Source organism: Roseofilum capinflatum BLCC-M114, assembly GCF_030068505.1.
GTDB classification, from domain to species: Bacteria; Cyanobacteriota; Cyanobacteriia; order Cyanobacteriales; family Desertifilaceae; genus Roseofilum; species Roseofilum capinflatum.
Genome location: NZ_JAQOSO010000013.1, coordinates 22,994 through 37,772 on the forward strand (window position 1 = coordinate 22,994; position 14,779 = coordinate 37,772).

Annotated in this window: 12 protein-coding genes; 5 read left to right on the forward strand and 7 right to left on the reverse strand. The window is 46.1% G+C overall.

Annotated features, from left to right (window positions below; genetic code table 11):
* Positions 1-58 precede the first annotated feature (58 nt).
* Positions 59-2,119 carry an AAA family ATPase gene (locus PMG25_RS03535; RefSeq protein WP_283765533.1) on the forward strand — a complete coding sequence of 687 codons (2,061 nt, stop codon included), beginning with the start codon at positions 59-61 and terminating at the stop codon, positions 2,117-2,119.
* Between the two features lie 47 nt (positions 2,120-2,166).
* Here the strand turns inward: PMG25_RS03535 and PMG25_RS03540 are convergent, their stop codons facing one another.
* Positions 2,167-3,678, reverse strand: coding sequence for a YncE family protein (locus PMG25_RS03540; protein ID WP_283765534.1), 1,512 nt, complete (start codon positions 3,676-3,678; stop codon positions 2,167-2,169).
* 261 nt (positions 3,679-3,939) lie between these two features.
* On the opposite strand from PMG25_RS03540, the gene PMG25_RS03545 reads away from it, so the two are divergent.
* Together PMG25_RS03545 and PMG25_RS03550 are read left to right on the forward strand one after the other, a co-directional pair.
* Positions 3,940-5,055, forward strand: a complete 1,116-nt coding sequence (locus PMG25_RS03545) for a hybrid sensor histidine kinase/response regulator (RefSeq protein ID WP_283765535.1) — start codon at positions 3,940-3,942, stop codon at positions 5,053-5,055.
* A gap of 37 nt (positions 5,056-5,092) precedes the next feature.
* Entirely contained in the window at positions 5,093-5,281 is a 189-nt protein-coding gene (locus PMG25_RS03550) for a hypothetical protein (RefSeq protein ID WP_283765536.1), read from the forward strand.
* Position 5,282: 1 nt separating this feature from the next.
* On the opposite strand, the gene PMG25_RS03555 is transcribed toward PMG25_RS03550, so the two are convergent.
* The 3 genes from PMG25_RS03555 to PMG25_RS03565 form a co-directional block, all read right to left on the reverse strand.
* Positions 5,283-6,704, reverse strand: a complete 1,422-nt coding sequence (locus PMG25_RS03555) for an ATP-binding protein (protein ID WP_283765537.1) — start codon at positions 6,702-6,704, stop codon at positions 5,283-5,285.
* The gene (locus PMG25_RS03560) at positions 6,705-8,027 is read right to left on the reverse strand and encodes an SGNH/GDSL hydrolase family protein (RefSeq protein ID WP_283765538.1); all 1,323 of its coding nucleotides are present in this window, start codon (positions 8,025-8,027) and stop codon (positions 6,705-6,707) included. It lies immediately after the preceding gene.
* Positions 8,028-8,143: 116 nt separating this feature from the next.
* Positions 8,144-8,842, reverse strand: a complete 699-nt coding sequence (locus PMG25_RS03565) for a Uma2 family endonuclease (protein ID WP_283765539.1) — start codon at positions 8,840-8,842, stop codon at positions 8,144-8,146.
* A 96-nt stretch (positions 8,843-8,938) separates the two neighbouring features.
* Here PMG25_RS03565 and polA point away from each other — a divergent pair, with 96 nt between their 5' ends.
* Positions 8,939-11,758: a DNA polymerase I gene (gene polA / locus PMG25_RS03570; RefSeq protein WP_283765540.1), complete on the forward strand. Its 2,820-nt coding sequence runs from the start codon at positions 8,939-8,941 to the stop codon at positions 11,756-11,758.
* A gap of 235 nt (positions 11,759-11,993) precedes the next feature.
* On the forward strand, positions 11,994-12,245 hold the full coding sequence (locus tag PMG25_RS03575) for a DUF4351 domain-containing protein (protein ID WP_283765541.1): 252 nt from the start codon (positions 11,994-11,996) through the stop codon (positions 12,243-12,245).
* Positions 12,246-12,813: 568 nt separating this feature from the next.
* Here PMG25_RS03575 and nblB read toward each other — a convergent pair.
* The 3 genes from nblB to PMG25_RS03590 form a co-directional block, all read right to left on the reverse strand.
* A complete protein-coding gene (nblB, locus tag PMG25_RS03580; RefSeq protein WP_283765542.1) occupies positions 12,814-13,476 on the reverse strand; it encodes a phycobilisome degradation protein NblB in 663 nt (220 codons plus the stop codon).
* Positions 13,477-13,516: 40 nt separating this feature from the next.
* Positions 13,517-13,978: a CBS domain-containing protein gene (locus PMG25_RS03585; RefSeq protein WP_283765543.1), complete on the reverse strand. Its 462-nt coding sequence runs from the start codon at positions 13,976-13,978 to the stop codon at positions 13,517-13,519.
* A 159-nt stretch (positions 13,979-14,137) separates the two neighbouring features.
* Entirely contained in the window at positions 14,138-14,602 is a 465-nt protein-coding gene (locus tag PMG25_RS03590; RefSeq protein ID WP_283765544.1) for an MEKHLA domain-containing protein, read from the reverse strand.
* Between the last annotated feature and the right edge of the window lie 177 nt (positions 14,603-14,779).

Sequence of the window (14,779 nt, forward strand, 5' to 3'; positions counted from 1 at the left end):
TAATTAATGATTTTTAATTTTTATTTTTTTAATTTTCAATTGAATCAGGGGAACGCGAATGAAATTACTATCAATTAGATTGGGTAACTTCCGGCAATTTTATGGGAAAACGCCAGAAGTTAATTTTGCCAGTGGAGAGCAAAATATTACTATCATTCATGGGAATAATGGAGCAGGAAAAACTACGCTGCTGAATGCGTTTACTTGGGTGTTATATGAACGGTTTACAGCAGCCTTTGCAGCTCCAGATCAATTGGTCAATAAACGCGCTCTCTCGGAAGTGGAAGAGGGAAAAGCTGTTGAATGTTCTGTAGAATTGCAGTTTGAACATAATTATCAGCGCTATCGGGTCAAGCGACTTTGCCGAGCTTATAATCGAGGAAAAACGGTCGAATATGGTAAAACTGAATGTTCCATGTGGGTATCGGGAGATGATGGCCGATGGCGCTTAACCGATCAGCCCCTAGATGAGGTCATTGGGCGCATTTTGCCTAGTAGTTTACATCAATATTTCTTTTTTGATGGGGAGCGGATTGAGTCTTGGGGACGGGAGGAGAAAAAGGGGGAAATTGCGGAAGCGACGAAGGAATTGTTAGGGGTAGAAGTATTCGATCGCGCCCTGCGACATCTGAAGGAATCTCAGAAAAGTTTTGAAGGTGAATTAGGGAGTATTGGTGACCCACAAACGAAACAGTTATTAAGGGAAAAAGATGAATTGGAGCAAAAACGGAAAAGTTTGAGCGATCGCCAAGCAGAAATTGCTCAAGAATTAAATTCCCATACTCAGATTAAAGAAGAGCTAAACAACGAGTTGCGTGCCCTCAGTGGAGCGGAAGAACTGCAACAGCGCCGGGCAGATTTGGAGAAGCAACAACAAGATTTAAGGCAGCGCTTAAAGCAAATTAAATCAGAGCTAAAGCGAGAAATTTCTAATCAAGCCTATACCGTATTTTTACCCTCAGCCATTGAAAAATTTAGGGGTTTAATGGAACAGTTACGCCACCGGGGAGAGTTACCTAGGGGAATTAAACAGCAGTTTGTCCAAGATTTACTCGCCCAACAAAAATGTATTTGTGGAACCCATTTAGCCCAAGGCAGTCAGGCTTATACTTTAGTCGCGCAATGGATGAATAAGTCAGGGGTGGGAGATGTGGAGGAAAGTGCCTTGAGGTTGTTGGGGGAGGTGTCGGAGTTGGAAAATAAGGCAGAGTCATTCTGGAAGACTCTGAATTCACTGCGCGATGAGATGAATGAAAAGCGTCAAGAGTTATCAGTAATTGAAACTCAATTCGATACGGTTAAATCTAAGCTGAGAAATTATCCTGATTTGGATATTCAAAACTTGCAGAAGCGCTTGGATAAAACTGAATCTCGGATGAGTGAGTTGGAGCGAGAAACGGGGTCTAATGAACAGAAAATTCAGATATTAGAGGGTGATATTGCTCAAAAAGATAAGCAAGTTTCTAAGCATCAATCGAAGGAGAAGAAACAGCAGTTAGCGCAAAAACGGATTCAGGTTACGGGTGAGGCAATGGTCTGCATTAAGGAGATGAAAAATCGCTTGGATACGGAGTTTCGTCTAGAGTTGGAACGGCGAGTGCAGGAGATTTTTCAGCAGATTTCGTTTACTCCCTATGCTCCCCAACTGAGTGAAAAATACGAGTTAAGCTTACTGGATAAGAGTACCTTATTTGAACAGCCGGTCGCTGCGTCCACGGGAGAAAATCAGATTCTGAGTTTATCTTTTATTGGCGCAATTATGGATCGGGTGCGGCAATGGAGCCAAGATCAAATGCATCTGGGGCCCGATAGTAGCACGTTTCCGATGGTGATGGATTCTCCCTTTGGCAGTTTGGATGAGGTGTATCGTCGGCAAGTGGCGAAAGCGCTGCCCCAACTGGCTTCTCAGCTTGTGGTATTGGTGAGTAAAACCCAGTGGAGAGGGGAAGTTGAGGAGGAAATGACCGATCGCATTCAACAAGAGTATGTGTTAGTCTATCATTCTCCTAAACCCAACTGTGAAGCTGACTCCCTCTCTAGATTGGGTCAACAGTATCCCCTGGTGAAACCCAGCGATAATGAATTTGAGTATACGGAAATTATCGCCATTCGGGATTAACGACGGTATGTTTCCGCTCCGCAACCTTGCCCATGACTGATAGCGCTCTAATCCTGGAAAATCATCAGGCTTCCCGTATAACACGCCACCCATACTTGATGGGTCTGGGGGTCATAGGTGATACCAATGGGAGCGGCTTCGGTGGAAACTGTTTGCAAGACTTTCATATCTTGGGTACGAACTTTGCTCAGGGTATCGGAGTTGTAATTGACCACATATAAAAATTGTCCATCTTCCGATAACACCATGCTGCGGGGAGCGCTTCCAGTGGAGACTTTACTAACAATTTCCCCGGTCTTGAGGTCGAGTTTACCCACTTCGTTATCCAGATTAAAACTGACATACAAGTAGGATTCTAGGGGGTCTAAATTTAAGTGTCGGGGGGTAATTCCCACTTGGTTAAACCATTGCACAGAATAGTCATTGAGGTTAACTTTAGCGATATCGTCCGATCCCATGATGGCGACATAGGCAAACTGAGATTGGGCATCGACTTCAATTCCTCTGGGATAGGCATCGAGGGGAATGCGCTTAATTTCTTGATTCTGTTGGGTGTCGATGATGCTTAAGTCCCAGCTACACCAGTTGGACACGAGAACCAGGCGGTTATTGGGGGTGGTGGCCACATATTTGGGCACAGATCCCACCCAGATGACGTTTTCAATTTGTAGGGTTTGGGTGTTGATGCGATAGAGGGTGGAGGGGTCAAAGTTGGCATCGGGATGGCAGACATCATCCCCAGGATGGTTAAATCCGGGGCCGTACATTTGATAGTTGGAGACCCAGGCATATTTACCGTTGTGGGAAAAGGCGGCTTCTACGGGAGATCCTTGGAAGAGTCCGCTATATTCGGCATGACCGAAGGCTTCTAAATCGACGCGATCGGGAATTGTGCCCACTAGATTATACTCCCGGTCGTAGACGGTGACGGTGTGGGAGTACATCATATTTTGGGCGAAGAAGAGACCGTTTCCGGAATGGACGATGGATTTGGGGGAGAGGTTACCGCGAATCACATGCTGGAGTGTCATGGGGGTGGGATCGGCCCAGAGGGTCTCTTGAACGGTGTCGAGTTGCTGTTGATACTCGGCTTTTAGGTTGGGAATCTGGGGAAATTGGGGATGATTGGGGGGGAGGGTGTCGAGGGTGGCGATCGCCTCTTGCCAATAGGATTTGACTGTTCTCCATTGGGCCTTCGTCTGGGCTGTTGCGGTTAAAGAAATGGCCTGGTTTACCGCATTTTCCACCTCTTGCCAGCGATCGCCGGTGGATTCGGGTTCCGGTTCAGATGTCGGGATTTCCCACTCATAGAGCGATCGCGCCACCTCTCCCTCTGGCATTAAAATTTCTATGGCAAATACATAAGTGCCAAGAATAGAGGCAGGTAAAGAAATCCCTAAACAGAAGGCTTTGAAGCGCCACAGTCGTCCATATCTTTTGCGTACCTGGCGATAAACCCGTTTGGCAGGCTTCAGCCTTGGAGGAGGAGCCGGAAGTTTTGCCAAAGCTTGGCTCGGAGATTTGACTAATTTAGAGGGAGTATGGGTGAGTAATACCATGGAAATAAGAGCTACACCGAGTCAGGGCCAGTTGTTTTTCAGGGTAGCGATCGGGGATACTCAAAGATAGTCTGACCCCACCCCTGTTTCTTATCCTAGGATTGTACCCAGTTTTGGCCCTTGCGAGGAACCCTTTTGACCTCATCAGCGATCGAGTGTGGCGATCGCCTTGAGCGGGTTTCTCTATGTGCCTCTACTGCCTTCACCTCCAACCTTTGCCATCTCAATTTCTGATTGCTCAATGTATAGGATACTCTCGTCATGAAAAAAATACTGGTTATTGAAGACGATCCCGATGTGCGGGACATCATACTCGATGTGCTAGAAGCCGAACAGTATTGGGTCATTGGCGCAGAACAGGGTCGTCGGGGGGTTGACTTGGCGATCGCCCATCTGCCGGACTTAATTATTTGTGATGTTATGATGCCAGAGTTAGATGGTTATGGCGTTCTCAGAGAACTGCAACATCAACCTCAAACCGCCACCATTCCCTTTATTTTTCTCACCGCTAAATCCACCAAATTTGACCAGCGTCAAGGGATGGAATTGGGAGCTGATGATTATATTACCAAACCGTTCATGCGGACAGAACTCTTAAGCGCGATCGCGACTCGATTGAAAAAACAAAAGATTCAAACCGAGAAAGCACAAACCCAACTCGATGAACTTCGTCATAGCATTGCCCTCTCCTTACCCCATGAACTCCGCACTCCCTTAAATGGTATTTTAGCCTCCTCGGAACTGTTACAACAAGAGTTCCAGAATTTAGAGGTTCAAGAGATTGCGGAACTGCTCGATAATATTCATGTTTCTGCCAAACGACTGTATCGGTTAATTATAAACTTCTTACTATATGCCGATTTGGAATTAATTAAAACTGATAAAAAACGATTACAATCCCTCAAAAAACAGTCAACTGAATATCCGAGTTTAGCAATACAAGAAATAAGTCTGAGTGTGGCTAGGAAACAGCCAAGATCTCGTACTTCTGATTTGAAGTTCAACCTCCAAGATGCAACTCTAGGTATGGATCAGAAAAGTTTCATTAAAATTTTGGAAGAAGTATTAGATAATGCTTTTAAGTTCTCCAAGGTGGGAACCCCGATTACTATTTTCAGTGAAATTGAAGGAGATTTTTATCATGTATCGATTGGCGATCGCGGACGAGGGATGAGCGCAGAACAAATTACCCGATTGGGTGCTTACCAACAATTTGACCGCAAAATCCATGAACAACAGGGATCGGGACTAGGGTTGTCAATTGTGAAACAAATAGTCAATTTATACGGGGGTAATTTTGGCATTGATAGCGTCCTAGATCGAGGGACAACCATCCACATTCTCTTGCCGAGAGTACCGGAAGTTGACGATTTTTGATACACTAGAATTACAGTTGTTGTTAGGTGAGATACTGATGAGTCTATTTGAAGATCGAGATCAAATGCATTTGCCCTCTGTATTTATTGGGGGTGAATATAATTGGCAAGCGCAAATTAATTCGGTGCAAGCAGAAGGCCAAAAAATCCGTCGCTTACGCCAACAGTGGAGTTCGGAACGTCCCAGTCACTTAAATCATTCCAAGGGAAGTCCAAAATCTCAGTAACTCAGGTTCTCTGCCAGCCTGAAGGGAGGGTTAAAAAGGCACGTTGTAAATGCTCTTGGGTAATGGGGGTTTCTGGGGATTCAAGGGTGGCGAAAATATGGGCTTGATGGGCGATCGCCTGAATTTGTCCTCCAGTGAGTTTCCAGCGCTGCGCGATGTCTTCCCAGTCTATGCTGGAACTGATGGGAAGTTCTGGGGGAAAGGCTTGTTTCCAGAGTTGGAGGCGATCGCCCTTTTCCGGACAAGGAAAGGCTAAAATCTGCTCTACGATCCCTTCTCTGAGCCAGGTTTGCAACCCCACAGACCCTTGATAGGCCGGATCGAGGCTTAAAATGGTTATGCCTAGGTGCTGCTGGCGATCGCGCAAAAATCCATAAACTGGGGTTTGCACACCGCGTTTTAACCACAAATGGGCCGATCGAATCAGCAAAAGGGGAATCTGGAGCGCCTGAAGATCGGATAATCCAGCGATCGGATCGGGCCAAAGCTGAAGATCGACTTCAGTAATCTTTCGGTTTAAATCTGTGGCGATCGCTTCAGTGGCTGTCGTTTTTCCAGTTCCAGACCGTCCACAAAAAACCAGAATTTGTCCGGGATGAATTCCCCTGAATGCGGTCTCCTGATGATGGCAATAGCGGTAGGCAATAGAGTTAAGCTGTTCCTGTAAACTGGCACTGACGATCAAATCTGACCCAGAGGTTTTGGGACGATACGATTTAATCTTCAGCCTGTCCCTGGTGGGGTGCAACAAAGCGTCTAAACTCTGCCGATCGGGGCGATCGGCTAACAGATAATTAATTAAACTCGGAGCCAGTTTAACCCGACTGTGTAGAAACGTTTCTGAGTCTGGGGGGCAAAATTCGACTAAACCCAATTGGGTTAAAACCGACCTAGAGGTGAGACTCATTCGCGCTTCTCTCCATTGGCGATCGCCCCGACAAAACAAGCGTAAAATCAGATCGACAGTGGGTAAATGGCTGTTGGGATCGTCTTGTAAATACTGGTAGAGACGGGAATAGCGGTGATTGACTTCTGGCGCTAAACTGGCTAAGACCAGGTGTTTTTCAAACAAACTTAAATCGGCGCGATCGCAGAGCATGGGTAATCCTAAGAGAATTCCTTGCTCGTGACTAGACTGAATTTTTTGTTCTAATTGTTGCTGATAGTTTAACCCCTGAGACTTGTGGGCAAAAACTTCTAATTTTCCAATCTCATCCCGTCCTACCGTTCCATCTAGGGTAACTAACCCTTTCCACCAATCACTACTGGCCCGATCGCCTGGAGTTTTCGCCACCCGATCGATGGCTTTTCGCTCCCGTTGTCGTTTCGCCACCGCTAAACGCAGAACGCGATCGAGCCAATTAAACTCGGTTCTCAAATAGCCCCAGTTATCATTAAAGGGAGTCGTGCGATCGCTGGCCATTCAGTTATCCTGTTTTCCTGGGGTTGAACTGAGATACTGACAGACTTGGGGGGTTAGCACTTGGGCGGCGATCGCATGACCTTGAGCATTCCAATGGCCCCCACATTCTACTGCATTGGCAAACCCATGTAAGCACACCTGATTCTCCTCGGCATAGGTTTGCAGGGTTGGCGCTAAAGTCACCACCGGAAAATTGAGGCGATCGCCCAAAGCCTTAATCCGATTGTCCGGATAAAATAAATCCGTAATCTCATTACTCGCCACAAACCCATCGCGAAACCCTTGATTAGGGTTCACTTGCACCTCATTAGTTAAGGTTACTACCATAAATTCTGCATCCTTCTCTTGCACTTCCTCATGCATCAATGCCATCAAATCCTCCGTCACTCGCCAAGCCTGTTCCCAAGTTTGATCCTCTGGCTCCCGATACAAATAATTATAAGTATACTGGCGCAAAGCTTCCAGTTCTCGATTTTTCATATCCTTTTCCACAGTCCGAACCAACTGCAAAATCCGGGAATGATCGACTAACCAACCCGGCAACATATCCACCCTCGATAAATTATAGGGCGGTAGAGTTTTATCCGGATTTCGGAAGGACATATCCGGCTCTAATTCTCCCTGATTGTTATAAACAAAATAGGGACGATTGCGAGCATCTAAAGGCCTATAATTATCAGCGATATCATTGCCCGTAAAGACGGCTAAGAGTACCAGATCGGGGTTATAGGGCCACCCATCCCGACGCAAACGCAATAACTGTTGTCCGGTTCCATAGTTGGTTACGCCAAAATTAATCACTTCGACAGTTTTTCCCTGGAGCGCCCCACACTCTTTTAATCCCTGTTCCATTAACCACCAATAGGTTTGCTCTAGGGGGACTTGCAGCGCTTCAGAAAAAGAATCGCCCAAAATGGCAATGCGGAACGTATTGGGGGGTTTTTCCAAAGGATGTTCGCGATCGCGCAATCCAGCACTGTTAATCTCAATATAGGCTTCTCCTTCGGCAGTCCACCATCCCGCCATCCCTGCTCTATGACTCCATCCCAAATCCTCATCCGTTTGAAAAAAGTTCGGTTGCGGGGTTCCCGGTGCAGGCTTTGGGGGCGCATTTCTCTGGGACGGCAAAACCATCTCCTGAGCTGGAGGGGGTGAAGGGGATGGGGTTGGAGAGGGTTCCACAGGAGAAGGACTGGGTTCTGGAGGAGCCGAAGCTTGGGGTTGGGGTTTCGCTTGAGGCGGAATATTAGCAATGCGTAACCCCACTTCTGCAACCAAGAGGGCAAAGACTACGCTTCCCGCAGCTAACCCCAGATTACCCATCCATGTTTTTAACCCGTTTGTCTTCATTGAGAATTTGAGCGTTGAGAGTTCTAGAAGCTCTGATTTTAGCAGTTCACTGAACCAGTTGTTTGAAAATGCTATATCTGAGGGAAGTCTCAAAGTTCACTGGGATCGATTCCCAGTTCTCGGAGCTTGGCGATCGCCCGATCGCGCTCTTGCTGAATCTGATTTCGTTCCTCCTGAATGCGATCGCGCTCTTGCTGAATGCGATCGCGCTCTTCCATCACCTCCTCCGGATCTTGAAAAGGTTTTCCATTGGGATAAAACACCGCTAAACCATCAGCGAATAATTCAAAGCGAATCTCTAAGAGCGGAGATGTCCAGGGTAAATTCAGAGGAGTAATCAATATAAAATCCTCCTCTTGATCTCCCCTGACGTATCCCCAAAAATCACGAGATTCTGGGTTATAAAAAAACATCTCCAGAACCCCATGTTTTTGATAAAATATCTGTTTTGCCAGCATCTCACTATTAGAGTTACTCGGTGACAAAATTTCAAAGACAACTTGGGGAGCAATATTATCTTCTTCCCATTGTTTATAACTCCCGCGATCGCCAGGAGGTCGGCCAAAAACAACCATGGCATCAGGCGCTTGGGCTGGGGCAGGAGGCGCATCGACCTGAATTGGATACCAGAGTAAATCCCCAGCAACAAATACCTTTTGCTGGGCAAATAAGCGCCTTAAATTACTCACTAGGTAAACAATCCATCGATATTGAACCGTGTTTTCAGCCATGGGTAACCCATCGGAGTCAGGATAAAGGATTTGCGGTGTACTGGGAGCTTGAACCATTCACGATTTCCCTCAGTGCTGATTGCAGATATTTTGAGTATTATATCGCCTATGATAGATAGAGTAGTTTCAAGCGATGAGTAACCGGACAAGATCTTGCCTTCATCCTCCCGCCCTCTCCTACTGCTCATTGACGGACATTCCTTAGCCTTCCGTGCCTATTATGCCTTTGCTAAAGGCAGGGATGGAGGGTTAAAAACCCGTAGCGGTATTCCCACCAGTATCTGCTTTGGCTTTCTCAATTCCCTGTTTGAAGTCCTGGAAAAAGAACATCCCCAAGCCTTAGCCATAGCATTCGATCGCGCTGAAGCCACATTTCGTCATGATGCAGATGTAAACTATAAAGCCAACCGTCAGGAAACCCCAGAGGATTTTATCCAGGATCTGCATAACCTACAGCAGATTTTAGCCGCGCTCCAGGTGTGTATTGCTACTTGTGCGGGGTATGAAGCCGATGATGTTTTGGCGACGTTAGCCGAGCGGGGAAGTGAAGCAGGGTATCAGGTGAAGATCTTAACCGGCGATCGCGACTTATTCCAACTCGTCGATACGGAAAAAGCAATTAGCATCCTGTATCTTGCCGGTGGTAGCCAAAAACGGGATACCGCAGCCAATGAATTCCATCCACCACAAGTCAAAGAAAAAATGGGCGTTCACCCCCACCAAATTGTAGATTATAAAGCCCTGTGCGGCGATCCCTCAGACAACATTCCTGGGGTTAAAGGCATTGGGGATAAAACTGCCGTCAAACTGCTACAAGAGTACGGCACATTAGATGAAATTTATGCATCGCTAGATCGCATCAAAGGCGCAATGCAAAAGAAACTCAGAGAAGGGAAAGATAATGCCTATCATTCCCAGTTTCTCGCCCAAATTACCGCTCAAGTTCCCCTCGAACTCACCCTAGAAGAATGTCATCTGCAAGGTTTTGCCCCCCAACCCCTAGCGGAATTATTCCAAACCTTAGAATTAGAAAAATTTAGCCGAAAATTCGATTATTTCCAAGCACTGTTAGGAGGAAAAGTAGAAGAAGTTCGAGAAATTGAGCCTGAGAGTACCGATCCAGAACTAGATTTTTGGACAGCAGCCGAAACCGAAGCCGCGCAAGCCGAAAAGCAGTTACCCTTTACTCCGATTATCATCGACACCGAGCAAAAATTAACCGATTTAATCGAAAAGCTCAAAACCTGCCAAAATCCCCAACTTCCCGTCGCTTGGGATACAGAAACCACCGCACTAGAACCCAGGGATGCCGAATTAGTCGGTTTAGGGTGCTGTTTTCAGCAAGATCAAACCCTCACCGTTGCCTATATTCCTCTCAACCATAAACGGGGACAGAATTTAGACCAAAACTACACCCTAGAACTACTGCGCCCCCTGCTCGAAGATCCCGCCTATCCAAAAGTCTTACAAAATGCCAAATTTGACCGCTTAATCCTCAAAAATCAAGGCATTAACCTTCAAGGCGTTGTTCTCGATACCCTGCTTGCCAGTTATGTTTTAAATCCCGACAGTAATCATGGTTTGAGTGCTTTAGCGCTACAAGAATTAGGCATCGATTCCCAAAGTTACGAGCAACTCGTTCCCAAAGGAAAAACTATTGCCGATATCGATATTTCTCTAGTTGCCCAATATTGTGGCATGGATGCCTATGTTACGTTTCAGCTTGTCCCAATCTTTGCCGAAAAACTCAGCCAAATTCCCAAACTTCAGCAGCTTTTAAAGGAAGTTGAACTACCCTTAGAGCCGATTTTAGCTCAGATGGAATGGACAGGCATTTGTATCGATACGGATTATCTGAAAACCCTTTCTGAGGAATTAACAGATAAACTGAAAACGATTGAAGCGCAAGCTTATGAAGCTGCCGGAGAAGAATTCAATTTACGTTCCCCCAAGCAAGTCAGCACCCTATTGTTTGATACACTGAAACTGCCAAAAGTCCGCAAAACTAAAACTGGATATTCTACGGATGCGGCAACCTTAGAAAAACTTCAAGCCAATCATCCGACGAAAGTGGTTGAGGCAATTTTAGACTATCGCACCTTAGATAAATTAAATTCTACCTATGTGGATGCTCTACCCAAATTAGTCCATCCGCAAACCCAACGAGTACATACGGATTTTAACCAAGCGGTTACCAGTACGGGACGCTTATCTTCTTCTCACCCGAATTTACAAAATATTCCCATTCGCACAGAATTTTCACGCCAAATCAGAAAAGCGTTTATTCCTCAGTCGGGATGGACATTAGTTTCGGCTGATTATTCACAAATTGAGTTAAGAATTTTAGCCCATTTAAGTGAAGATCCCACCCTGGTTGAGGCTTATAATAATTACCATGATATCCATAAAGTGACGGCTCAATTGCTATTTAATCGCCAGGAAATCACCCCGGAAGAGCGCCGTTTGGGGAAAGTGATCAATTTTGGGGTTGTTTATGGCATGGGGGCGCAACGATTCGCGAGGGAAATGGGGGTAAGTACGGCAGAAGGGAAGGCATTTATTGACCGTTTTTATGACCAATATCCCAAAGTATTTGAGTATTTGGAAGATACGAAACAACGGGCAATGAAGGAAGGATTTGTGGAAACGATTTGGGGAAGACGGCGCTATTTTGAGTTTCAACAGAGTGCGAAAAGGAAGGATGAATTATTACGAGCGGCGGCGAATGCACCGATTCAAGGTTCGAGTGCTGATTTGATTAAGATGGCGATGGTGCAATTGGATCAAGTTTTGCGTCCCTATCAGGCGCGGATGCTGCTGCAAGTTCATGATGAGTTGGTGTTGGAAATGCCGCCGGAGGAATGGGAGGAGTTGGCGGAGAAAATTAAAGAGACGATGGAAAATGTAGTTGCTTTAAAAATTCCTTTGGCGGTAGAAATTCATCAAGGGAAGAGTTGGATGGAGGCTAAGTAATGAGTAATGGAGAAAATCTAAAGGGATTGCTTTTTGGGATAAAATAGGTTATGCTTAAAGATGGATAATAACGCGACTTAGTTTCAGGTGCTGATACCCGGAAGAATTCAGCTCATCAACCGTAAAGGATTCCAGCGTTAACTAGGAGTTGAAATCAGTAAGAAATTGCACAGTTGATGATGTTCTTCCTCCAGGTGAATGACTCAATATTCAATATCATAAAGGAGATCAAATCGTGGCAAGCATTATGCATTGGATGGAAGAAGGCAGAGAAAAAGGTAAGCATGAGCAAGCAGTGGCAATGATTTTGCTGCAACTGCCTTGGAAAATTGGGGCGGTTAAGCCCTATTTACAGGAAGAAATTGAGGCGCTTTCTCTGCCCGCTCTAGAGGATCTATCCATTGCGTTGCTGAAGTTTTCGGACTCTGACGATCTGGAATTGTGGTTAGAGCGCACAGCGAGAAAAAGCCCCCTGATGATTTCTTAATGGCGCTTCGCATGGCAGAAGGGTAATAGGTAATGGGTAATAGGAAAACTATTTTTCACGCTATAATTCCCATTTTCCAGGCTTTTTATTAATATCAAATCATTAAATGTTTGCTACTTTCTGTGTACTGTAGAGACATGGTGGGTTCGTGCGGGTTTCCGCAAGCGGACATGAATACAAAAATAGTTGTCAGTCTACAAGATTTGGGTATAATATCATGTCCGAATAATCAACTATAACAAGTCATTGCGAATGGAACGCAGTGAAATGAAGCAATCTCGATCATCTCGGTAATTGTAGCGATTGCTTCCCTGCGGTCGCAATGACAACTCAAATCCATTAATCAACAATGTACCTCATAGCAGCGCGAAGCGCTGTAACCCGCCCCTACAACCATGTCTCATTAAAAATCTAGGGAGCGAGACGCTCCCACTCCAGTAATATTAAGGGATTGGAGGAGTGCGGGCATCTTGCCCGCTTGTCTTTTCTGATTTTCATGTCCGCTTGCGGAAACCGGACTTGATATCACTATTACCTATTACCGATTACCAATGCGTAGCGCGTAGCGCTAGTAGGTGTTTTGGGCGGCGATCGCCACTTGTTCCACCGGATCTTGAGCCAGTCGCTTCAGTGCAGACTCTACCCCTTCCCCTTGTGCCCCCAAACGGTGCAGAGCTTGGGCAACTCGGTGGCGAACTTGCCAGTCGGGATCGTCCACTAAGGGAAATAACAGCTCCACGGCTTCCCCATTGCCCAATTCTCCCAAGGAACTGACGGCTGCGGCACGAACTAAATCGGTGGAGGAGTCGAGGGCTTGTTGGAGCAGACTCAAGGCACGAGGATCGCCCAATTCTCCCAAGGTTGCGACAATGCTCATCTGTAACAGCCATTCCTGAGTGTTGTGATAGGCTTGTTCTAAATCGGGATAAGCTTCAGTTAAGTGCAACGCGCCAATGCCATCAGCCGCCGCCGCTTTCACATCCACTTCTGGATCGTTTTCCAGGCGATCGCGCAAAATCTTTAAACTTTCTTCTCGGTTTGCCTCTCCCACTGTCGATAACTGACTCACTGCTGCATAGCGCACCCGCACATTATTATCGGTGACTAAGCCTTGAATCTTCGGGAATGCCACGGCTGGATCGAGCAGACGCAACATATTCACCCCTCGCAGGCGATCGCCATAATTTTCCGAATCCAATAATTGCTGAACTGATTCCGGGGTTACACTCATAGAATTAAAACACTCTTAATCGGGTTATCAGGAACACAGTTTAAGCCTGAGAATCGAGATCGCGCAAAATATCCCCTCTGGTGAGGATACCCACCAATTTCTGCGCCTCATCTAAAACTGGCAACCGGCGGATATTATGCTTTTGCATCACCTTGGCTGCATCGCGCAAAGAGCGATCGCCAGTAACCGAGATGGGGCGATCGCTCATCACCTCACCCACCGTCAACCCCATTGCCTTGCGTAAATCCTTCTCATAGGTTGAGGGATTTTCCAAATAAATCACACTATCCAACAACATGATATAAGGCGGCGGCTCCACTCCCGTTTCCTGCCACATCAAATCCGCCTCTGAGATTACCCCAATCAGCTTATGCTCTGCATCGACAACGGGCAAACCACTAATACGGTGTTCTACCAACAGGTGAATCGCCTCCTTCAAGGACGTATCCGGGCGAACCACCAAGGGGTCTTTGGTCATGACATCAGCGACGGTTTTCGGCATAGGGGCCTCTCCCAACAATTTGGTATTGAGTGTAACCATTATAGGGGAAATGGGGAGATGGGGGAATGGGAGAGATAGAGAGGATGGTGCAGATAAGGACTTCTTCAGTCGTCAGAGCGACCTATTTTGGGGCGATCGCCATTTGTTTAACTCAATCTCCTAAAGAAAGTGATACTCAGAAAACATCGCAGCTTGTCCTTGATATTGCTGATGTTGATCCAGGAGATTCCAGAGCATGACATCTTTAATCAGTATTCGTTTACCGGTACTTGATATTCGCACCCCAGAATAACCTTTGGCATAGCCTTTTGTAGAGGTATCAGTAAGGACTTGATTTCTATCTTCCTGGCCCATAGGTTCAGTAGTTGTACGGGAAGGAGTTTGTCTTAAATCTTCCCAACTTAATTCCCATAATCTTAAACCTTGACGGTTGCCATAATTGTAAATTGGATCAGCTTGATTACTATGAGAAAAAATCACAAACGGAGCTTCAAATAACTGTTGTGCCAGCTCTATTGGTGCTTGCTCCATATTCAATAAGGGAAAGCCAAACCAGTGCTGATAACTGTTGAGAATGAGTTGAGTCTGATCGATAACGGTTGGTTCTTGCCAGGGAAAATCCATGAAAGTGCTGTTTTTGCTTTTACAATAGATACCATACACTGTAGCAAGCGATCGTAGGTTGGGTGGAGGAATGATATCAAGTCCGATGAATCAGTTGTAATCTGTCATTGCGAAGGTCGCGGAAGCGGAATGAAGCAATCTCAACCATCTCCATCGTCTTGGTGATTGCTTCCCTGC

What these genes read in the sequence shown, in the direction of transcription:
- nblB (WP_283765542.1), bottom strand. Translation starts at nt 13,476, where the DNA reads ATGAGTGTAACCCCGGAATCAGTTCAGCAATTATTGGATTCGGAAAAT.
- PMG25_RS03545 (WP_283765535.1), top strand. Translation starts at nt 3,940, where the DNA reads ATGAAAAAAATACTGGTTATTGAAGACGATCCCGATGTGCGGGACATC.
- PMG25_RS03555 (WP_283765537.1), bottom strand. Translation starts at nt 6,704, where the DNA reads ATGGCCAGCGATCGCACGACTCCCTTTAATGATAACTGGGGCTATTTG.
- PMG25_RS03585 (WP_283765543.1), bottom strand. Translation starts at nt 13,978, where the DNA reads ATGCCGAAAACCGTCGCTGATGTCATGACCAAAGACCCCTTGGTGGTT.
- PMG25_RS03535 (WP_283765533.1), top strand. Translation starts at nt 59, where the DNA reads ATGAAATTACTATCAATTAGATTGGGTAACTTCCGGCAATTTTATGGG.
- PMG25_RS03550 (WP_283765536.1), top strand. Translation starts at nt 5,093, where the DNA reads ATGAGTCTATTTGAAGATCGAGATCAAATGCATTTGCCCTCTGTATTT.
- PMG25_RS03540 (WP_283765534.1), bottom strand. Translation starts at nt 3,678, where the DNA reads ATGGTATTACTCACCCATACTCCCTCTAAATTAGTCAAATCTCCGAGC.
- PMG25_RS03560 (WP_283765538.1), bottom strand. Translation starts at nt 8,027, where the DNA reads ATGGGTAATCTGGGGTTAGCTGCGGGAAGCGTAGTCTTTGCCCTCTTG.
- PMG25_RS03565 (WP_283765539.1), bottom strand. Translation starts at nt 8,842, where the DNA reads ATGGTTCAAGCTCCCAGTACACCGCAAATCCTTTATCCTGACTCCGAT.
- PMG25_RS03590 (WP_283765544.1), bottom strand. Translation starts at nt 14,602, where the DNA reads ATGGATTTTCCCTGGCAAGAACCAACCGTTATCGATCAGACTCAACTC.